A 21,656-nucleotide genomic window follows, 5' to 3' on the forward strand; every position below is an offset into this window, starting at 1 on the left:
ATACCATTAATCAAATACAATGAAAACAAATACGAAGGCGGCGTTAAACATAGCAGTGCCCGTTATGGTTTGCATTTCATTTGCAGGTTGCAAAAAAGATATGTTGATACCGAAAAAAAAAACGCATGACTTGGAATTGCAGGTGACTGCTCCTCCCGTTGCAGGTGATGCTTATACGGTAAGCACGTTGGTATCAGGGTTAGGCACCGATGGACTTTTAAAGATACAAAGCCCCTATCGCATTTGTAGTGCTACCAACGGAAACTTATTTATCACAGCGCCAAATTCTTTTGGAGCTATATATAAAATAAACCCGGATGGAATACTCACAAAACTTGCAAACATACACAACTCTTATGGAATTAAAGCCGGCGAAAACGAAACGGTATACGTAACCCGTATTGTACAAACTCAGATGCCGCCTTCCGAAATAGGCAGTGTAGTGAAACTTGATAAAAATAACGTGGCCACTACCATCCCCTTAAGCATCCCGCTTGCCTCGCCACTGGACCTGGCAATTGCTCCTGACAGCACCATTTATATCGCTGATGAATACAAGCGCTGCATCATCAAACTCACTAAACAAGGCGTGGCAAGCGTGTTTGCAGGTAAAAGCGGCGAGATGGGTTTAGTTGACGGGCAGGGCGTGCAAGCACGCTTCAGTTACCCCTTTGCTATCCGTTATGCCAACGATGGCACACTTTGGGTTTTGGATGGCAACGGAACAGACAAAGGCTCACAAACCATCCGGAAAATAACCCTCGACGGAAGTGTTACCACATTTTTTAAATTAAAACCTGAAGAAAACAGCTATATCAACTCCATGGCCGTAACCAAGCGCGACAAAGACTTCAACATATCGCCCTACGAAAATGCCTTTATGTTTATTACATCCAACAATGGCAGACAACAAAATCAATTATTTCATCTGGGATATGATAAAGTGCTAACCGCTATTACAGGTTTACGGCCCGATGGCTTTAGGGACGGCAATGCAGGGCAGGCAGCATTCTTTAGCCCTACCGGACTCACCGTAAACCCAAACGGGATTTTTGTGGCAGATTTAGGTAACAATGCTATCAGAAAAATCGCAAGAAAATAACACATCTCTCATACAACCAATATGACGCATAAACTGTTACCCAAGAAACATTTTAAGATTTGGTTTTAACCTATTAAAACAATTAATGCCACCAGACCGCGATTATGGTAGCTATGCCTCATTCGGAAAAACGCGAGGTGCAGGCACCAAAATCAAGAAAATGGTTGAACCTTTAGTACCCACATGAATCCTTTTTTAGCGAAATACAGATTATAATAATTAACCTAAAGTTTAGCTTTTTTCGATAATAATTTCCTAATTTAACCAACGATAAGAACATGAGCCTTTTTTTGAAGATCTGAAAAAAAATCAGTGGTTTCTTGAGGCCTGTTATATTTATAGAAACCATACAATTTTTGAAAGAAATGATTAGAAACAGTCAAGAGATCATAGAGGCAGTTAGATTATTAAAGAACAATTTGGAAACTTGCCAGCCTGTTAGCGCGCTGGGTGTTGATAATCGTAGGCAAATAATGATTATGATAGAGGTGATATCGGTAGGCTGCACCCAAAATTGGATAGATAACAAGTATCTAACTTTCCCACAAAACATGCGGGAAAAACTTGATAACACGGAATGGAGAAGCGCAACTGATGCCAGGGAATGGCTTGATGGGCTATTCGACATTGACGATTTGCTATACCCTGATGCTGTGTCGCAAAAAAGTTGGGCTACTGTTCTGCCGGGGGTAGACATCAGGAAACAATAGCAAGCATATAGTAACATAGAGATTTGGTGGCCTTTACTAACCCTTAAAATACAATGGATAAACACTACGGACATATAGTTGCTAATATTCTGACAAAAAACGGCTATCTTATAAGTGATGTAGCCAGGAAGCTAAAGGTGAACACAAAAACAGTGCACAACTGGCTTCAAACCAAAAACCTAAATGTAACAGTGATATCAAGTATAGGTAGCGCAATTGATTACGATTTCAGGTCTCAACTCCCGGAAGTTTTTGTAAATAAGCGACCATCTAAAATATTCATCGTAGATGATGCGGAGCTCGATAGTGTTATTGTTAAAATAGGACTTAAGCAAGTTCTTGGAAACCTTGACATTGAAGTGTTTAATAACGGCGACGCTGCCATTAATAAATTATTGGAGATCAGCATAAACGATCCATCTTTATTCCCCGATTACATATTCCTCGATCTAAATATGCCGATTATGGGCGGATGGGAGTTTTTAGAAGCTTACCATCAACTTGATATTGACCCGCAAAATAAGATTCGAATATTTATACTTTCCTCCTCTATATCCAGTAGCGATGTTTTTCGTGCTATTTCAAACCCTTTAATATCTACCTTTTTATCTAAGCCAATAGAGTTGAAAACTATTCGTTCCATTTTCTGCGGAGCATAAACCCCACCATTTGGTAGGTGTCGGCATTTTTTTGTATTTAGTTTATTATGCCATTAACAACCGCGAAACGAATCAGAGCTGCTGTATTGCGTGCACCCGTTTTGTCAATAAGACTCTGCCTGTATCCTTCAATCGTTCGTTTACCGGAGAATATTTTATTTGCTATTTCCTGATTGGTGTATCCATCAGCAATTAAACCCAGCACTTCAAGTTCTTTTTCTGAAAATTCCGGCGCATTCTCTGAAGACCTCCCCACTTGTTCAGGAATGGTTAATATCCTTGCTAAAAACCTTGAAGCTAATTGGGAAGAAATATATTGATTGTTGTTTGCAACATGTTTTACAGCAAAAATAAGTTCATCCTCGCCGATGCTTTTTAACAGATAACCAACCGCACCCGCCCTGAAGGCTTTTACAAGATATTGTTCATTATCATGTGCGCTTAAAACAATTGATTTCATTTGCGGATAGCTCGCTTTTAAATTTTCTACCAGCTCCAGGCCATCCATTCCCTTCATGCTGATATCTATAAGAAGTATAGCGGCATTGATACCGCTCTCTAACAGCTTTATTACCGATAGCCCATCTGCTGCCTCCCCAACAACTTTACAAGCTGCTTCTTTATCCAATAAAGCTCTTATACCCGTCCTGATCACACTATGATCATCAACCAAAAGTATATTAATCATAATATTAACAACAACACCTAAACCAGGAAGCGTGTTTAAAATGACGCTTATTTACAAATCAAAAGTTATGGTAACGGAGGTGCCTTCCCAATTTACTGAGTCGACTTTAATTACGCCATTGTAAAGTGCCAACCTATTTTTTTATGCTACTCAGTCCCGATCCTTTTGTGACGCTGGCTTGAGATGAATAGTTAAACCCTTTACCATTATCGCGCACCACAGTGGTTATGTGCCTGGATAATCTCAAATTGACCTGTATAGAAGTAGCTGTTCCTAATTAATGGACAATGAATTCACAGAAAGCCCCAAATTCCTATAAAGCAGCTTTAATAAAATCTGCCCACAGCAAGAAAAAGCCATAAATTAAGTGATATGCAAAACACTTAATTTATGGCACTTAATTTGTAATTGTAATATAAGTTAGTGGGTACTCTACCGAATTAAATTAGATAAAAGAGTTTTAGAAAGCACTTTATCAGTACTGGAAGTGTACTGAGTTTTCCATTTCAAAATACCGTAAGCACCTTCCTGGGTACTTTTATAGGGCTCATCAAATAATTCATAAACCATAGCCACCTTTACTTGGGGGTTTGCTTTACATTTTGCGACAAACTTAGTTACGAAAGCTTCTTGATCTGATTCATTAGTTGTACTGGTTGCTTTGTATCTATAATTGAATTCGGTGAACCAAATAGGCTTTGTTGGAAATAACGAAGATAGCTTAAGTGTAATATCTGGAATACCAGGACCTTTAGGTGCCGCGTTCTCCATATCAGAATACCAGTTGTAAGCAACTACATCAAACTTAACGCCATACCATTCGCACATGCGCAAAAAACCATAATGCAGCCAGCCAGCTGTAATCATGGTTTTAGCGCCCGCGTCCTTTGATTTGATACCCTCGTCCATACCCTTCAAATAAGCCGCAACAACATTGAATTTATCAGTATAATAATGTGTTTGGCTTTGGCCTGTTTTCTGCGGCAATAGTAAAGGTAGCTCAAGATCATTACCTAAATTATAATAGGTGAAATAACTGCCGTATTTGGCAGCGAAGTTAGCACCAAGCAATTTGCCTTTTTGGTAAGATGTAGCTTGCGAATCGTTATAATCCATTGTTCGTGGGTAAAGCATGGGCAAAATTTTAACTCCTCCGGCAGTAGCTGCGGCTTGTAAGGCATCTAACAAATCCGATGAAGAGGCACTTCCGTCCGATTTGGTTTGGACGTTCAACCTATACCAGCTCATTCCGCGATCTTTAAGCATTTGTATTTGTTTAGCTGGAGAAGTTGCCAGGTAAGGTGCATCACCCATGTGGCCGTTAATACCAAGCGCCAATACACTACCTGCTAATTTTGAGACTGGAGCAGTTGAAGCAAGCATCAGATCGGCCGGCTTTGGAACGAAGTTCACTTTCTCTGTAACTGGTTCAACATCAAGTTCCTTTCTGCATGAAGCGAAGGTTACAGCAACAAGACAAGTTAGTAGCACGCTTTTGTGTAAAGTTGTTTTAAGCATAAGTTAGTATATTTATTAGTCAATAGTTACCGATTTTAACGGCATTTGTAATTAAAATGTTGCAATTAGTTAAAATATTTTTGAAACAATTAAAAAAATGGAGTGTATTCGTGAAAAATATTGTAAAATAAAGAAATTTATTATAAATATTTTATAATAATTAACATATTAAAAACAACCATGTGTTTATTGGGTATAGTTTTCCAAAAAAATATTTTCTTTCACAAAATGAACCAATATTTTATTAAAAAGATAAAAATAGTCATCAAAAATTATGAAAATTTTCATTTGACCCTCCTCAAAAAAAGGCTTACAAAGGTTTTCTTTTCCATAATCGCTGCAATCACGCTGCTTAAAATAGCATTAACTGTTTCGCCATCTGTATACCATAGTGTTACCTGTAAACACTACTAATGTTGGCTCCTATAAGTATTTTAGTAACATGAGGCCGATAAAACCATATCAGGTTACTGTGAGTTATTTTGGGGCAAAACTAGCGTTTAAGGTATACCAGATAATACAGAAAAATAACGTTGAAATTTACCAGTTGCGTCGCCGGGGCCTCAGCTACCTAGTAATAAAAGACAACAACAACTGGTCGTTCATGGCAGTGATAGAACCTTGCCAGGAACTTAAAGATGCAATTGTACATAGGTTAAAAAAGAAATTGCCCGATCTTTACCTGCCACAAAAACTAAACGCAAGTAATTGATACTGCTGACAGCTAATGTGTAAAAGCGTGCAACTTGCACAATTATGGTTACGATAAGCCATAAGAACCCGTTAATGGGGTGCTGATCAAAATTGAAATGAGTAAATTTAGCCATACTTATTTACTATGAAAAACTTTACTATTATCTGTACAATTAAAAATGAACTGCAGAAGCTCAACGTAATATTTAAACAATCGTCGTTTGCATGCTTTTATATTTATAAGAATAACAAGTGGATAGGCACAATTCACAAGAAAGGCGATGAGCAATACGTACTGATATCATACAGCAAATTCGTTTTCTCACAAACTGATGTAATATCTATAGCCAAAGAACTAACCCACTACGAAAAATCACATCGATATACCACAGCTTTCTGCTCGACATTAAAAGCAGCATGATATATTCAACTGTGAATATTTGAGAAAATGCACGTGTAAGGTGAGCACCTATTTTACACAAACAGGACAACCTGTTTTGCTGTAAGCCATTAATGGTAAACATTCTATAATTTTATTAATGAAGCCAAAAGGCTATTAAAACTATTATTAGAAATTTCATCATTAATGCGAAAAATATTTTCAGGAAAATTCTTGTACATCGGAATGGTTGCAGGATTTATAAGTATCAATGGTTGTAAATTGGATGCCCCTATCTATCCTGATTCGTCAACGGGTACTCCGGTGACTGATGATGCAAAAAAACCACGTTTATTTGTGTCAACCTATGCACAAGGCTTAAACACGCTACCGAATCCATCTCGGGTTTGCACTACGCCAGATGGAAACATATACGTTACGTCATACACAGATGGAAAAGTGTTTAAACTTGATGCTGTTGGAAACGTTACTGTAGTGCTGAAGGATGCCAAAAAACCCATGGGTATAAAAGCAGACAAAGCTGGAAACGTATTTGTAATGTTGACGGGGGAGAACAAAATTGTTAAAATCGCCCCCAACGGTGTGGTGAGTACTGTAAAAATAAATGCAAACACCAACTCCGCGCAGGATTTGGCTATAGCTAACGATGGGACAATTTATATTGCAGATACGGGTAATAGCCGCATACTAAAAGTGGACCCGAACGGAACGGTTACAACGCTTGCGGGGAAAATTACTGTATTTGGATTAAAAGATGGCAAGGGCGAAGACGCTCATTTTAGCTACCCTACCAACATAAGGCTGGCATCTGACGGCTTTATATGGGTAATAGATGGCGATGGGTCAAATAACTACAGAGGGCAAACAGTACGCCGCGTTACGCAGAAGGGGGATGTTAGTACTTACTTTAGACAGCAAGATAAGACGATTAGTATTAAGGATGTTGCCATTGCCAAAATAGATAAAGATTTCAACGTTTCCAGTATAGTAAATGTATTTTTAGTTTATTCCAATAATACCATCGCCCACTTTTCTACCAACGGCATGCAAACAATACTGGCCAAAATAACTACCCCTGGGTTAACGGATGGTGATATCACTACAGCGCAGTTTAACAGCCCGGCCGGTATATCTATTAACGGCACATCGGTATATATTACAGACCAGGGAAACAATGCATTACGTAAGATAGCGGCAGTACAACCCAATTAATTTTTACTATACACTACCTGCTGAAATAGTGAGCTGCCCGTTTTAATAGCGGGCGGCTTTTCTTTTGCTTGAGAATTTAGCTTTAACCTACTCCGATTGAGCAAAAAAAGGCCATCCCTTTTAAAGGATAGCCTTAGCTTAGTTAAGTTTATAGTAAAGTTAGTTAGTTACAAATAAGGTAATGTGCTTAGTTTATGCAATGGTGGCAGCTTTCTTAAGGTAGGATTGTATGAGGCTACTTACCTCAAACGGGTAAATATTTTTTAAGCATATATTGTCCTCGCAAACAAATTTGCCGCATCCTGTTACCATGTCACAAGGCACAACATGGTTTAATAAAGTAACCTGCCCATCACTAAAGCTGTAAGGCTTCCAAACGTTGATGTTAGATGTACCGCTGAATAATATAAATGACCTTTTCCTCAGCATGGCCGCAATATGGGAAAAACCAGATTCGAGCCCAACAAACACACTCGACTTTTTGAGTATATAGATGGATTGAGGTATGTTATAAATGCCCACGCAGTTAACAACATTGGGAATATGGGAAATTATTGCTAACTCATCTGCAGTTGCATCCTGTTTGGTACCCAGAACATATACCTTTATTTCTTTGCTTAGCACATTAAGTGTTTCAATAAAATTCCGTACCGGCCATTTTCTGGATTGCGCCCCTGCACCTAAATGCATAACCAGGAAGTTATCAGGAAAGTTATGGCTTACTACCTGTTCACATGGTATGTCATCTTCCTCCCAAAATTCCGAAAAATCGATATCGGGCAGTTGCAGGTAATGAAAAAGCGGTTTTGTTAGCGTGGTACTGTGACCCTCATGGTCAAACGGAAATACTTCATCTAACAAAGCTTCACCTCCACCTACGTTGTAACCCGCAAAAATTTTATGACGAGTGAAAAGTTTAATAAACAGATTATTACGAAAATCGCCCCGTACATCAAATATGAAGTCGGTTTTAATTTTTCTGAGCTGTTTCACAAATTCAAAGTAACTGCCTTTTTTACCTCTTGCAAACCAAGGCGCATCAGCAACGGTAACCGTGTCTACAAAAGTCAGTTTGCTTGCAATAGCAAAATTCTGACTATTTACTACCAAATTGATTTTGTAATCAGAAAGAGCTTTTAGTTTTTTTATGCCTGGTAACATTAAAATTAAATCTCCTATATGTGCAAACTGCACAATAGTGACCTCGTTGATTACTTGGCCATTAGCAATTTTCTTTCCGCTACGTTTCCTAAATATCCCGGAAAGTACTTTATCGGCAAATTTGATAGCCCGTATTTTTTTTGCAGAGATATTGGGGCTAAACCGATAGGTTATGTCTTTCATTTTGTATTAATTTAATTTATTGCTGGAATAAACCGTGGAGCACGTATGGAAAGCCGAAATAGAGAGGCTTAAACATTCTTCATTTTTTGGATAAGGGAGGTTGAGGAGTGCCCGTCGACAAATTCGATGGTTTTAACCAATCCGCCGTTGGCTAATACTTCCCGGGCACCAACAATATTATCAATTGTATAATCTGCTCCCTTTACTAATACGTCGGGTAGTATTAAGCTGATTAGTTGTTGTGGAGTATCTTCTTCAAAAACCACCACAGCATCTACATAAAATAACGCTGCAAGCAATAAGGCCCTGTTGTTTTGACTATTAATGGGTCTGTCATTACCTTTCAGGCGTTTTACAGATAGATCCGCGTTAAGGCCTATTACAAGTTTATCGCCTAGTTCACTAGCCTTTGCCAAATAGCTGATATGGCCGATGTGCAATATATCAAACACCCCATTTGTAAACACAACCTTTTGTTGATCCTGTTTCCAGTTTTGAATGGTTGGCCCAATATCTTTTGAGTGGTAAAGTTTGCTTTGAATGTATTCCAGTGCTTCCATAATGATGCTATTGTAAATGACAGGCCGGCGGCTATTCAAATAAATCATCTACCGCTTTGCACAAAATATGCCCTATTAAAATATGCATTTCTTGTACGCGTGCGGTAACTTGTGCAGGCACAACAATGTTTATATCGCATGCATCGTTCATTTGTCCCCCTCCCCGTCCGGTAAGGCCAATTGTTTTGCAACCGGCATTTTTGGCTACTTTCAGCGCATTTAAAATGGATGGACTGTTGCCACTGGTGGATATGCCAATGAAAAGGTCGCCGGGTTGTGCAAATGCTTCTAGCTGTCTCGAAAACACAAACTCATAGCCGTAGTCGTTAGCTATGGCGGTCAAAGCAGAGGTATCTGTAGACAATGCCAAGCCAGGTAATGGTTTCCTTTCCTTAACAAATCTACCGGTCATCTCGGCCGCAATATGCTGTGCATCTGCAGCGCTACCACCGTTACCGGCCAGATATATTTTATTACCATTTGTGATAACCTCCTGTATAAGCGCACAGCTTTGTTCAATTGGCGATGTTGTATATTCTATCAAATCCCTTATCGTTGTAAGGTGATCGTTAAGTTCTTGTAATACCATGTTATATTAATTTATTTGCTGCAGGTTTTGCAACTCTTTCTCAAGTTCAATAATTATTTCATCAACCGTTACAGTTGCACTACCTATTTGGCGTATTACTATAGCAGCAGCATGGTTGGCAATTTCGCACGCCTCTAACACGTTTAAGCCTAAGGCTATAAAGTAGGAAATGGTTGACAAAACGGTATCGCCAGCACCGGTAACGTCATAAACTTCCGTCGCCTTCACCGGCAATACAGTAGACTCATTGTTATCAAAGATCATTATCCCATCCTCAGATAGTGTTACAATAAGGTACTCTACGTCAGTTTGCTCTATAACAATGCTGGCTGCAACCTGTAAGCTTCCTTTCGAATCTACATTTTCAATTTTAGCCGCAACCGCCAGTTCGCTCCTATTAGGTTTAATAATAAAAGAGCCGCTGTATTTTGCATAATTGTTTCCTTTGGGGTCAACAATCACTTTTTTATTAAAACGTTTTGCAACGGTAATAATGCTTCTGGTTAAACCCGGTGAAAGAAATCCTTTATTATAGTCGGACAGAACAACCAAATCCGCATTTTCAATTTGTGAATACAGTTCTTTCATCAAAGCGTTTTCTGCTTCGGCACTAAGATGATCTGTGCACTCCTTATCAAGCCGGGCAAGCTGATGCCCGTCAACCAGTATCCTTGTTTTAATAGTTGTTATACGATCTTCATTGGTAAAAACTGAACTCGTGCTAACGCCTTCTTTACTTAATATTTCCAGTACCTGTGCGCCCGCTATGTCGTTACCAATTGCACCACTGGCTGTAACCTCTGCGCCAAGCGATACCAAATTCTGAACAACGTTGCCGGCACCACCCAGCGTAAAAACTTCAGATTTTAAGTTTACAACCGGTACAGGTGCCTCGGGTGATAGCCGATTAGCTTTACCGTGTAAATAATGGTCAATCATTAAATCGCCAATTACTAATATCGTCGGCCGCTTTTTCGCCAGGCGGGCACTTTTAATTTTATCTATTAACATTTTTATTAAAATTGATGGTTAACACTCAGCTACACTTTTACCTTAATACGCATTATCATCCCCTTTTATAACCTGCAAAACAGTCATAAAGACGATTTTCAAATCCAGTAACATCGACCAATTCTCAAGGTACCAAATGTCGTGCTCAACACGTTTTTGCATCAATATCGGATCTTTCGTTTCTCCCCTATAGCCGCTTACCTGTGCCCAGCCTGTAATTCCCGACTTTAAAAAGTGCCTAACCATATATTGGTTAATAATTTGGCCGTATTCGTTAGTCTGCGTCAGTATATGCGGTCGTGGCCCAATTACGCTCATTTCACCTAACAACACATTGAAAAACTGTGGTAACTCGTCCAGGCTTGTCTTCCTTAAAAATCTTCCAATTTTTGTGATCCTGTCATCATCTTTTGTCGCCTGCATTTCGCTGGAGTTCATCTTCATACTTCTAAACTTGAAGCAAACAAAATCTTGATTGTCTTTCCCGCTGCGTAATTGCTTAAATAAAATTGGCCCGGGGCTTTGCAGTTTTATCAATAAACTGATGATAGGATACAACCAGCTTAGCAGAAACACGATCACCAATGAGCTAAAAATGATATCAAATAGTCTTTTCTTTACTCTGTTGCCAATATCTTCAAGCGGCTCATTACGATGGCTTAGCACCGCAAACTCACCCATATAACTCACTTTTAAATGATTCAACATTGATTCAGACATATCGGGTATCAATTTCAAACGCAGGCATTCCTTCTCGGCCTCGCGTTGAAGCAGATCGTATTCATAAATCCTATCCGGCGAAAGCGATAAATAAATTTCCTTGATACCACTGGCTGAGGCTGATTTAATCTGGCTAATGATTGATGGTAACACATGGCCGCTATTGTCCAGGTAAGATGCGTTATCCTGATCCAAAAAACCTTCAAAAGCGAAGTGGCTATCTTGTTCCTTAAAAAAACTTGCGAGCTTTAAAGCAACAGCATTATTACCAATCACTGCTACAGATCGTGCGATTTTAAAATGCTTTTTAAAAAGCGTTTCAGATAAGAAATAGAGATAGCTATTCACCATCATGCAAAGCAGCATAATAGTATAAAACATGAATGTTGAACTCAAGGCAGAATCGGCCCCTTTTGAAATAAGAATGTATGGGAAAAATAGAACCGCAAAAAGCACGAAGCTTTTTAGGGTTAACGTAAGACTATTTTGACGGTTGTGTAAAAACTTGCGATTATACAAACCGAAGTAAATAGCTGTGAATATCCAAAGGTAATTAGCAACAATTAACTGGCTTGTGAAATTGTTTATTCCAAAGTTATTGTGGCTAAAAGCTGTGATAAATGAAAAGTTAGTTATCAGAATATCTATAACAGACATTGCTAAATAAACCATATAAAGGTAACGTGTTTTCATGGGTAGAGGAGGCTAATTAATTTCGACTATGCTATACAAGTACCATTTTTAAAATCAATTTTTTAATAAAGCGCTCAAAACTTTAATAAATACATTGTTATTGATACCGTAATCATGTGCAATAATACATCCATTTTGCTCGTAAAAAGGCCCAACAAATACTGTTGGACCTTTATTGAGAAAATGTGTGAACCTTTTCCGTATGCTTAAAGAGCGCTTTGGGCTTTTAGCTCACCAATGGCTTTACGGCCTACGCTATTGTAGTAAAAACCATGATCAACCATTTGCTCCAGCCCGAATAGATTTCTACCATCAAATATCACCTTGCTTTTAAGCAATGCACCTACCCGCGCAAAGTCAGGGTTTCTGAATACGCTCCACTCGGTCAATACCAGCAATGCGTCGGCCCCGCTCAGGGCATCGTACTGGTTATCTGCAAACGCAACTTTTTCGCCAAGCAAAGCCTTTACATTAGGCATTGCTTCGGGGTCGTAAGCAACCACTGCAGCACCTTGTTGTAGCAAGGCATCTATAATTTCCAGGGCCGGAGCTTCACGTATATCGTCAGTTTCCGGCTTAAAAGCCAGCCCCCATAAAGCAAAAGTTTTTCCGTTTAAATCACCATTGTAATATTTGTTCAGTTTATCAACAAGAACAGTTTTTTGTATGGCATTAACTTCCATTACAGCGTTTAATATTTTAAAATCGTAAGTACTCTCCTCGGCCGATTTAGCAAGCGCTTGCACATCTTTAGGGAAGCAACTGCCACCGTAACCAATGCCTGAGAATAAAAACCTTTTACCTATGCGTTCATCGGCACCAATACCAAGCCTTACCATATCAACATTCGCACCCACCCGTTCGCAGAGGTTTGCTACTTCGTTCATAAAAGAGATTTTTGTAGCGAGAAAAGAGTTTGCCGCGTATTTAGTTAGCTCTGATGAGCGTTCGTCCATGAAAATAATAGGATTACCCTGGCGTACGTATGGCGTATAAAGCTCAGTCAGTATCTTCTTTGCGCGATCGTCTGTAGTGCCTATTACAATACGGTCCGGCTTCATAAAGTCTTCAATTGCCACACCTTCGCGTAAAAATTCAGGGTTAGATACCACTGCAACTTCTATATCTGAGTATTGTTCAAAAATGGCTTTAACCTTGTCTGCTGTACCTACGGGCACTGTTGATTTGGTAACAATTACCTTATAAGAAGAGATCATCAAAGCGATATCTCTTGACGCTCCAAGCACATAACTAAGGTCTGCGGATCCGTCGCCACCCGGAGGGGTTGGTAATGCCAAAAATATAACTACTGCATCTTCAACAGCTTCTGACAAATTAGATGTAAAACTCAACCTTCCTTCCGCAATATTACGGTGTAACAGGGTTTGTAAACCAGGCTCATAGATAGGAGATTCGCCTTTTCTCAGCATCTCTACCTTTTGTTGATTTATATCAACACAGGTAACATTATTTCCGGTTTCTGCCAAACATGTTCCTGTAACCAGGCCAACATAACCTGTGCCTATAACTGCAATTTTCATAGTATTTATATTAGATGTAAATTTTTGTGAGTTTATTAATCGCGACGAGCCGTTTTGCCAAGGCTCACCATAAATTTTTCGCGTGCTGTAACTACAGAAAGGTAATACCGTATGTAGAAAACCAGAAGTTTTTGCGCCACGTGCATTTGCTTACCTTTTGACAAGATCAATGGTATGCTCTTAATAGGCGGCCTAAGATCATAAAGAAACTTTACAGCCGACTGAAAAAAACCTCCGGTAACTTTACTAAAATTAGCCTGGCCGCCGCCAACGCGCTTGGCTTTTTTCACTAGCTCTGCCAGGTGATGCCTTGCAGGATGGCTTACAATAACCTTATCAGAATACTGAATTTTATGATTGGCATTACGTGCTCTTACTGCCCATTCATAATCGCCGCCGGATAGAAGATCTTCCCTGAACATGCCCACTTCGTTGAAAACGTACCTAAACGTGAACATGTTGGCTGTAACACCTGTACCATCCTGCTCAACATAGATATCCTGATTAAAGGCATAAACTGTCTCGTAAAGTTCAGCATTGGTCAACCTATCAGATTTGTAATATAAACGGATTTTACCTGCAATTCGGGCATAGGTGTTTTCCTCTTCAAAAGCGGCTACAGCGTTGCTTATCCAGTCTTCGTCGGGTATACAATCTGAATCTGTAAAGCCAATTATTTCGCCCTTCGAAAGCTTAATACCCGCGTTGCGTGCCACGTAAGAGCCAGGCTGCGCTTCAACAACTATTTTGCAATTCTTTGGTATGAAGTAGTTCTCGGGTACCCTATCGGCTGTGTAGTTATTTACCACAATAATTTCAAAGAAATCATCATCGTAGGTTTGGTTGGCTAACGAATGAAGGCATAGGGATAGCCTTGCCCAATCTTTATAAGTTGGAATAATGATCGAAACAAATTTCGGGGTCATGTCAGTAAATTAAAATGTAGATGTTATGATGAGAATCTTATTTGAGTTGCCTTAAGTACAACTTGGTTTTAAACTTCATCTTTTTAAGTAATCCTACCTTCGGGTTATATTGTTGTAGCAAGCTATTTGCATACGCAGGAAAGCTTGCGTAATGATTAGTAATTTCTGTATAGATATAGTTATCAATTGCCGAATGCAGTTCCCGCGTTAATAAAGTGCGGTATCGCAGTTCGTTTTTGATGCGTAGTCGTAACTGAATGCGGTTATTTAAGATTTTCTTTAACTTCTCTTTGTCTGTTGTTTTTGATACCGAATTTTCTGAAAAATGTACAATGGTATTCAAAGTTTTATCTACCGATACAACTGCTTTACTTTTTAACAGCCTAAACAAAAGATCGTATTCCTGTGAAGAGCTTAAATCTTCGTCCCAACCTTTTACCGCCAGTACCGAACTTGTACGCCACAGATTTGAACTAGTGATACCCAGGTTAGAAGTGATCAGGCCTTTCCAAACGTTGTTATCCGTACGCCTGATAACCTCTTTATCCTGGCTTAGGTACTTAAGCGTGCATTCACCGGCTATCACATCAGCATTTGTTTCTGTTGCAACTTGTAATTGCCTGTATATTTTATTAGGGAGTAGCTCGTCGTCGGCATCTAAAAACTGTATCCATGTACCTTTAGCGTGCCGTAACCCGAGGTTGCGCGCAGCAGGTGCGCCTTTTTTGGTTTCTTTTAAAATCTGTATAAGTTCGGGAAAACGGCGCTGTTGGTGCAATAATGCCTGTAATGTATTATCCGTTGAATTATTTTCTACGAGAATTATTTCAACGTCTTTAATAGATTGGTTAACAACACTATTAACGGCCCGCTCAATAAAACTTTCGCAATTATGACAAGGAATAACTACCGATACCATTTTGTGTTAATTTATATGAATTAGTTTTTCCTGAAGCCTTTGTATAAAGCCATTAATTCTTCTTTCATCAGCAGCCAAATGGTTAGGCCGTAGCAACCACATGTAAGGGCTCCTATGATGAGGTAGTTTACGCCTACCCATTTAAAAAAGTAAGTTACAGCCGCTGTAATTATTGCTGCAATAACAGGTGCTTTTATAGCTATAATAAACTCTTTAAAGCTGATTTTAATAGGAATTAAATAATTGAAAGTATACTGGGCAAATAGCACTACTACCAGTTTATTTATTAAAATGGCGTACGCAGCTCCTGTTATGCCATAATAGTAAATGCCTACAGCCAATGACGGCAAAAATATAAGCGCTTTTAAAACCTGCTGTTTCATTTCAAGTCCCGGTTTGCCAAGACCTCGTAATAAGGCGGTATTACCACTGACCAATATGTGCAACATTACTGATAACGATAATATTTGCAGGGGCAATACTGTTTCGGTCCATTTGGCACCAAATATCTTTACTACAAATTGCTCGCCCGATACGATGAAATAAACCATTATCGGAAATATGCACAAGCAATTGAAAAGAATAACTTTCAGATAATATCGTTTTAAAGATTCCGGGTCGCCCTGTTTCTTACCGTAAATGGGGTACATTACGTTATTTATCACAGCCATCAGCCTGCTGCGGAAGGTATCAGTTAAAACAAAGGCCAGCGTGTATATACCTAACGAAGACGCGCCTAACAACTTCCCAATTAACAGGTAATCAATGTTGTTATACAGGTAATTCAAGATATTGGAGCCCGTTGTGTAAACGCCAAAGCCGAATACATCTTTAAAAGCTTGTTTCTCCATTATGAACGCTGGCTTCCACTTTGTAGCATTGAAAAACAGCGGCATGGCAAACAGCACTGTTGCCACCGAATTGAATACCAGCGACCAAACCCCGGCACCCATCAAGGCCATAACCAGGGATATACTGCCTGCCAGTATATTCGAGGTGTTATCTATAAAAGCAAGCTTTTTAAAATTCATTTGTTTGGTTAGCTGTGCTTTATGCACCAAGTTAATGGGACTGAACAAAATCCCGACACTTAATACCGGTACAATCTGCTTCAGCATAGGTTCGTGATAAAAACTCGCTGCGGGCTGCGCAACCCCAAAACTCATGATGAGAAAAAGAAACCCCGACCAGATAACACCTACCCAAAATGCCGTATGAAAGTGTTCGTTGCGTAGATCCTCAGCTTTTCGTTGAACCAAAGCCGCACCAACGCCTAAGTCATTTAATACTTGTACAAAACCAGTAAAAACAACCGCCATACCTACAAGCCCGAACTGGCTTGGGAAAAGCAGCTTGGCAAGAATAAGTTTTAATCCAAACGCAAATGCCTGATTAATGATCATTTGAACAAAATTCCAAATGATACCGCTGGCTACCAATTTCTTATCGGTTTGTATAACAGGCTTTTTTAAAATGGTCTCCATTTAATATAGTGTATTTTATGCAAATTGCGTTCGTTCACCTACACAACAGGTAGTTCCGACGCTTTCTTTGCTGATGTCACAGCAGAGGTAATAAAACGATATAATGCCCTATGTTTATCGATATATTTATCTACCGAAAACTTACCTGCCTCGTTAACGCAGTTCAACTTCTTTTCCGCAAGTTCGTCTGTATTATTTAAGATATGTGTTATCTCAGCTAACAGATGTCCAGATTCGGGCGAAAATATCCATGAGCTATTCGGACTGTAAAGCTCTTTTAATCCGCCCCTGTCTGATTGCACCACAGGAACCATATAGGAAAGCGATTCTATGACTATGCGCCCAAAAGGTTCGTGCCATAATGCAGGTACTATTAATACGTCTATGTTGCTGTAGAAATCGGCCGGCTTAATAATGCCGGTAAACTCATGTTCAATACCTACCAGTTTAGCTTGAAGTTTAGTTATAAACTCTGCTTCACCTTTTCCCGCCAACACCAGTTTAATTTTATTCTTCAGCTTTGCAGGTAACAAAGCCAGCTCATCTATCATGTATTCAACGCCCTTATCTTTATCGATCCGACCGATGTACCCAAATGTAATTTTGAGTGATGGGGCCTTTATTTTTAAGGCAGATTCGCTTGTATCAACCGCGTTGTAAATAACGCTGCCATTACTACGCACTTCTTTACTAAAGGCGCTGTACCGTTCTAAAATAAAATTGCTGATACCTATAAAATAGTCGGGATACTTGAAAAAGCGTTTTTTAACAGAGCTAGTGACTTCGCAAGGCGCGCATAACGATGCACAATTACCGTTATTATACATATTGCATTTATGGCAAAGCATATAATAATCGCGCATGGAATGCACTAACGGAATATCAAGGGATTTAATGGTGCGCCATAAATAAGGCGAGAATCCCTGGATACTGTTAGTATGTACAATTTCCGGCGATATGCGTTTAAGTATCGCTTTTATTTTATTGTGATACGAAAAGTTGAAGGAATCAAACAAATGCCAAAGCACCTTGGTAGCCTGCGAACGTTTTTGTTTTTGATAGCTATTGAATATATTTTGTTGCTTTATGCTAATTACTACTACACCATTCACCCTGTATACTTTGTCCTGTAAACCAGTGGTTAGCACATAAACCTTGTTACCGGCGGCAAGCATCCCTTCTGCAAGCAGCTTTACCGAAATTTCGGCTCCGCCAACAAAAGCTGGAAAATAATAGGTATTAGTTATCAGAATTTTCATGCAACTACTGCTTTCGGCTTAAAAACCTCAACCAATTCACCTGGAGTACCATTAGAAAGGGCATATTTTTTTAGAACGAACTGCCTGATCTTTGATACAAAGGCCCCTTCATCAAATGATTCAGCGTGGCTTCTAATAAATTCGCTGTCAAACTCCAGCTGTTCAAACTTCTCAACTGCGGCGGTTAATGATTCTTTGGTTTGTTCTTCAAAAAATACCGCTGTAGAATGTAAAGAGTCGCCTTCATAGGGTATCATGGTTTCCAATACTCCCCCTTTACCATATGCAATTACCGGCCGACCAGAAGCATTGGCTTCCAATGGTGTTATGCCGTAATCTTCCAATTGTGGAAAAATAAATGCTTTGCAGTTTGCATAAACACCAGCAAGTTCTTCGCTATTTAAGCCGCTTAAATAGGTAATGTTAGGGCCTGATTTTTTCTTAATTTCAGCTTCCATGGTGCCTTTACCAACAACAACCAATTTTTTATCGGGCATAGCTATAAAGGTATCAACAACCATATCCACCTTTTTATAAGGCTCAAAGCGCGACACTACCAAATAGTATTCACCAGCCCTGCCGGACAGGAAAAAGTTATTGCACTTTACGGATGGGTTAATAATGGCCACTTCATTTTTAGGTTGATACGCCGCCTGTATCCTCGGTAGCACTTCTTTTGAATTTGTAATAAACCAATTGGTTCTATCGGCAAAGGCTTTATCAAAACCCTTTAAAAAATTCAACACTTTGGTGTAAACGAATTTCTTTACAAGTCCGGCATTAAATACTTTTTCATATGATTCTGTGCTCCACACCAGGCGAAACGGGTTATGGCAATAGGTGATAACAAGCGTTTTAGGACTTGTTTTTATATATTTAGCGCAATGCGTGGTAGATTGTAGCACAATATCGTACCCACTTACATCTAATTGCTGCATAGCTAAAATCCCCAGCGGGAAATAAAATCTCTTACAATTTTTTTCGCTGCGGATGAATTTGCCAAACCAGCTTGTTTTTACGTCGCAATCCTTAAATTCGGGATAGGTGTTCTGCGAATCGTAACTTAATGTATAAACGGGTGCTTCAGGGAAAGCATTATGAAAGCTAAGGGCAACCTGTTCTGCACCTCCTTTACACACAAGGTTGTCGTGTACAATTGCTATTTTCATGGTTTTATATTGGTTTTAGATAGATAGTGATTTAAAAGCCGCCAAGAGTACCGATAGCATAAAGCTGGCCAGGCCAACCTTACAACCGGATATACTGTAGTTCGCAAAAAATTGAGCGGAATTATAGTTTAACGGCTATAATTTTGAATAATTTGTTTGATACCCTGGTAGGCATCTTTAGTAACGTAGTTACCAGAGTCGTCTCTGAATACCAATCCGTAACACGCTTCATTAGGATCTTTGTTTTTAAGCGCCGGCTGGTCATAGAGTTCATAAATGAACACCGCTTTAACCCCTCTGGAAATGAGGTCAGGTATACACTCTGCAAAATACTGGCTTTGCCTTGCGAAACTTACTTTACCTGTGCCTTTTGAATAGTTAACTTCCGTTACCCAAACGGGTTTATTAAACCTGCGTTTAAATTCGGAAAGTACGTCGTCGCCCTTTGGCCTGGCGGCACCAATTGGCCCCATGTTAGAGTACCAGTGGCAGCCGATAATATCGTAATTAACATTATTGTCCTTCAATAATTGCAAATAATAATAATGTATGTAGCTAACAGAAAGGGTTACCCTTACATTTTGATTTTTAGATTTAAGCCCATCTATAAACCCTTTTATAGCGCCAATTATCTTTTGCGATTTTTCGATATTGTAATCCGCTCTTGTTTTTCCGCTAGGATCGCCGGGAAGCATCATTTTGTTATCGGCCTCGTTATTAACCTCCAGTACCGACAGATACTTTCCGTAACGCGTTGCAAAGTTTTGCCCTTGCGTATAGCTTTTTTGGTAAATAGATTCGTTGTCCAAACCTTTTAGCCCACTTTGCATCAGCACCGGGAGCGCCGCTATATTATTGACTTTTAACTTAGTAAGTAATTGAACAAATAATTGCTCTTTTTTTGCATAACCATTGCTATCCAGCAACACATCAAAACGGTAACTTTTCAGCTTTAAGTCGTTTAGCTGGCTTACCTGTTCATCGATATTATTATAGTAGGCCAGTTGTGTAAGCGGGTGTCCGTTTATACCCCATACAATTGGGTTGCTGGGTATTTGAGCATTGCATTTGCAACAAATACATAATACAATTAACGCCGCACTGGCAGTAAGTAAGTTACGCATTACTTAACATTTTAGGAGCCGGAGTATAGGTATAAACAGGCTCTTCGTAAATTAAAGGTTCCTTGTTGTTTTGCAGAACATAACCTAAAGCTATGTATATCCATAAAGAAGGGTAAGCAAACTCTGGTACGGTGGCCATCATAATTAGGTAAACCATAAACAAACCGGCTTTGTAGCAAATAGATAATAATTTGCCCGGTATGTCGAGCCATAAATTCCTGAGCACGAATGCTGTAAATACCATTATTCCTATCAGCCCATTGTTTACAATAATGGTTGAGAAAAAGTCTGTAGAGCGTACATAACCGAAACCGATTCCAAATGCCTGACTAAAAACATTAAGACTTGCCCAATAGGATACGTGTGTAAAAAAACCGTTGCTTCTGTCCCTGGCAGAAGCGCTGCTCTCCAGTTTGCCTGCAAACACAAAGTTGTAAATGCTGTCTAGCATATGCTGAAAAATATCCAGTTGTAAAACAAAACACAATAAAACCACCCCTATGCTGAGGTAATAAAACAACTGAAATTGCCGGCGATATATGATCCAAAACCCTCCGAATAATATCATACAGGCGTACGCGGTGGTAGAGAATGTTAAAATGAGACAACCAAGCAGCAAAAACTTATCAAAAGTTCTGTTCAGGCCAAAAGTTAATACCCAAAACGGGAAAACCGTAAACACGAACATAGATGGCTCGCCGGTGTAGCTCTTAAAGCGCATCATACTGATACCGCCAAGATTTACTGTTTGAAAAAGCGACGCCGATTTTTCCCCCTCGCCGAAGGTGCGATTAACCATAAAATCTCCGTTTTGCCCGGTAAGCATATAAAAACAAAACTCGTAGAAACCGTATAGGCATAAAAGGCGCAAGCCCCAGTAGATGTAATCTATAATTTTATCGGTAGAGAAATATTTTACATACGCGTATATCACAAAGCCAACCAGCAACGGCAGGGTTTGGGTTAGGTGCGATTTGCGGTAGAATGTCTTGGTAAAATCATTATGGTTTATTAAGATGAGTGGCTTGATCAGTTTTAAATTGGTAACTAAATTTATAAACTGCGAGCAAAAACTCAATACCGTTACCACGCAAAGGAAATAAAATAAGTCGCGGTAAAACATGTATTTGTTTTCCTTTAAGGTAGATAACGGTATAACAAAGAACATTAAGCCTGCTAACACCGTAATGATTGTGGTACCCGGAATAACCGGAACCACTAAGAAAGCCGTTATGGGGAAAAACAACATCAAAAAGTTAACGTAACGGGAAAGGAAATTACCTGCTACGTTGGCTGTCTGTTGTAAAGAAAAATTGTTACCTATCATAATACACT

The 21,656-nt window shown here is 39.3% G+C and carries 21 protein-coding genes; 6 read left to right on the forward strand and 15 right to left on the reverse strand.

The window, feature by feature from the left end:
• The first annotated feature begins 19 nt into the window (after nt 1-19).
• From E2R66_RS05480 to E2R66_RS05490, 3 genes are all read left to right on the forward strand, one after another.
• Complete coding sequence (locus tag E2R66_RS05480) at nt 20-1,102, forward strand: NHL repeat-containing protein (protein WP_133227451.1); 1,083 nt, start codon at nt 20-22, stop codon at nt 1,100-1,102.
• A gap of 365 nt (nt 1,103-1,467) precedes the next feature.
• Nucleotides 1,468-1,812 carry a hypothetical protein gene (locus E2R66_RS05485; protein ID WP_133227453.1) on the forward strand — a complete coding sequence of 115 codons (345 nt, stop codon included), beginning with the start codon at nt 1,468-1,470 and terminating at the stop codon, nt 1,810-1,812.
• Nucleotides 1,813-1,865: 53 nt separating this feature from the next.
• Nucleotides 1,866-2,471 carry a response regulator gene (locus E2R66_RS05490; protein WP_133227455.1) on the forward strand — a complete coding sequence of 202 codons (606 nt, stop codon included), beginning with the start codon at nt 1,866-1,868 and terminating at the stop codon, nt 2,469-2,471.
• Between the two features lie 37 nt (nt 2,472-2,508).
• Here E2R66_RS05490 and E2R66_RS05495 read toward each other — a convergent pair whose 3' ends face one another.
• Both E2R66_RS05495 and E2R66_RS05500 read right to left on the reverse strand, forming a co-directional pair.
• Nucleotides 2,509-3,159, reverse strand: coding sequence for a response regulator (locus E2R66_RS05495; protein ID WP_133227457.1), 651 nt, complete (start codon nt 3,157-3,159; stop codon nt 2,509-2,511).
• A gap of 432 nt (nt 3,160-3,591) precedes the next feature.
• Nucleotides 3,592-4,677, reverse strand: coding sequence for a glycosyl hydrolase (locus E2R66_RS05500; RefSeq protein ID WP_133227459.1), 1,086 nt, complete (start codon nt 4,675-4,677; stop codon nt 3,592-3,594).
• A 442-nt stretch (nt 4,678-5,119) separates the two neighbouring features.
• Between E2R66_RS05500 and E2R66_RS05505 the strand changes: the two genes are divergently transcribed.
• The 3 genes from E2R66_RS05505 (at nt 5,120) to E2R66_RS05515 (ending at nt 6,982) form a co-directional block, all read left to right on the forward strand.
• Nucleotides 5,120-5,389, forward strand: coding sequence for a hypothetical protein (locus tag E2R66_RS05505; RefSeq protein ID WP_134737905.1), 270 nt, complete (start codon nt 5,120-5,122; stop codon nt 5,387-5,389).
• Between the two features lie 126 nt (nt 5,390-5,515).
• Nucleotides 5,516-5,791 (forward strand): hypothetical protein, encoded by a 276-nt coding sequence (locus E2R66_RS05510; RefSeq protein ID WP_133227461.1) that lies wholly within the window; start codon nt 5,516-5,518, stop codon nt 5,789-5,791.
• 165 nt (nt 5,792-5,956) lie between these two features.
• Nucleotides 5,957-6,982 carry an NHL repeat-containing protein gene (locus tag E2R66_RS05515; RefSeq protein WP_133227463.1) on the forward strand — a complete coding sequence of 342 codons (1,026 nt, stop codon included), beginning with the start codon at nt 5,957-5,959 and terminating at the stop codon, nt 6,980-6,982.
• A 192-nt stretch (nt 6,983-7,174) separates the two neighbouring features.
• Here E2R66_RS05515 and E2R66_RS05520 read toward each other — a convergent pair whose 3' ends face one another.
• The 13 genes from E2R66_RS05520 to E2R66_RS05580 all read right to left on the reverse strand — a co-directional run bounded on the left by E2R66_RS05520 (nt 7,175) and on the right by E2R66_RS05580 (nt 21,648).
• Nucleotides 7,175-8,326 carry a glycosyltransferase family 9 protein gene (locus tag E2R66_RS05520; protein WP_133227465.1) on the reverse strand — a complete coding sequence of 384 codons (1,152 nt, stop codon included), beginning with the start codon at nt 8,324-8,326 and terminating at the stop codon, nt 7,175-7,177.
• Between the two features lie 68 nt (nt 8,327-8,394).
• Nucleotides 8,395-8,886, reverse strand: coding sequence for a D-glycero-beta-D-manno-heptose 1-phosphate adenylyltransferase (rfaE2, locus tag E2R66_RS05525; RefSeq protein ID WP_133227467.1), 492 nt, complete (start codon nt 8,884-8,886; stop codon nt 8,395-8,397).
• Nucleotides 8,887-8,917: 31 nt separating this feature from the next.
• On the reverse strand, nt 8,918-9,475 hold the full coding sequence (locus tag E2R66_RS05530) for a D-sedoheptulose 7-phosphate isomerase (RefSeq protein WP_133227469.1): 558 nt from the start codon (nt 9,473-9,475) through the stop codon (nt 8,918-8,920).
• Between the two features lie 6 nt (nt 9,476-9,481).
• The gene (gene rfaE1, locus E2R66_RS05535; RefSeq protein WP_133227471.1) at nt 9,482-10,486 is read right to left on the reverse strand and encodes a D-glycero-beta-D-manno-heptose-7-phosphate kinase; all 1,005 of its coding nucleotides are present in this window, start codon (nt 10,484-10,486) and stop codon (nt 9,482-9,484) included.
• A 42-nt stretch (nt 10,487-10,528) separates the two neighbouring features.
• Entirely contained in the window at nt 10,529-11,899 is a 1,371-nt protein-coding gene (locus E2R66_RS05540) for an exopolysaccharide biosynthesis polyprenyl glycosylphosphotransferase (protein ID WP_133227473.1), read from the reverse strand.
• A 206-nt stretch (nt 11,900-12,105) separates the two neighbouring features.
• Nucleotides 12,106-13,440 (reverse strand): UDP-glucose dehydrogenase family protein, encoded by a 1,335-nt coding sequence (locus tag E2R66_RS05545; RefSeq protein ID WP_133227475.1) that lies wholly within the window; start codon nt 13,438-13,440, stop codon nt 12,106-12,108.
• A 35-nt stretch (nt 13,441-13,475) separates the two neighbouring features.
• Nucleotides 13,476-14,366, reverse strand: coding sequence for a glycosyltransferase (locus tag E2R66_RS05550; RefSeq protein ID WP_133227477.1), 891 nt, complete (start codon nt 14,364-14,366; stop codon nt 13,476-13,478).
• Between the two features lie 37 nt (nt 14,367-14,403).
• Entirely contained in the window at nt 14,404-15,285 is an 882-nt protein-coding gene (locus E2R66_RS05555; protein WP_133227479.1) for a glycosyltransferase family 2 protein, read from the reverse strand.
• 20 nt (nt 15,286-15,305) lie between these two features.
• Nucleotides 15,306-16,769 (reverse strand): lipopolysaccharide biosynthesis protein, encoded by a 1,464-nt coding sequence (locus E2R66_RS05560; protein ID WP_240049238.1) that lies wholly within the window; start codon nt 16,767-16,769, stop codon nt 15,306-15,308.
• Between the two features lie 38 nt (nt 16,770-16,807).
• Entirely contained in the window at nt 16,808-18,028 is a 1,221-nt protein-coding gene (locus E2R66_RS05565; protein ID WP_133227481.1) for a glycosyltransferase family 4 protein, read from the reverse strand.
• Nucleotides 18,025-18,966, reverse strand: a complete 942-nt coding sequence (locus E2R66_RS05570; protein ID WP_204985868.1) for a glycosyltransferase — start codon at nt 18,964-18,966, stop codon at nt 18,025-18,027. Before E2R66_RS05570 ends, E2R66_RS05565 begins: the two co-directional genes overlap by 4 nt.
• A gap of 359 nt (nt 18,967-19,325) precedes the next feature.
• The gene (locus E2R66_RS05575) at nt 19,326-20,321 is read right to left on the reverse strand and encodes a glycosyl hydrolase 53 family protein (protein WP_133227485.1); all 996 of its coding nucleotides are present in this window, start codon (nt 20,319-20,321) and stop codon (nt 19,326-19,328) included.
• Nucleotides 20,314-21,648 (reverse strand): hypothetical protein, encoded by a 1,335-nt coding sequence (locus E2R66_RS05580; protein WP_133227487.1) that lies wholly within the window; start codon nt 21,646-21,648, stop codon nt 20,314-20,316. Before E2R66_RS05580 ends, E2R66_RS05575 begins: the two co-directional genes overlap by 8 nt.
• Nucleotides 21,649-21,656 lie beyond the last annotated feature (8 nt).

This window comes from Mucilaginibacter psychrotolerans (assembly GCF_004519315.1).
GTDB lineage: Bacteria > Bacteroidota > Bacteroidia > Sphingobacteriales > Sphingobacteriaceae > Mucilaginibacter > Mucilaginibacter psychrotolerans.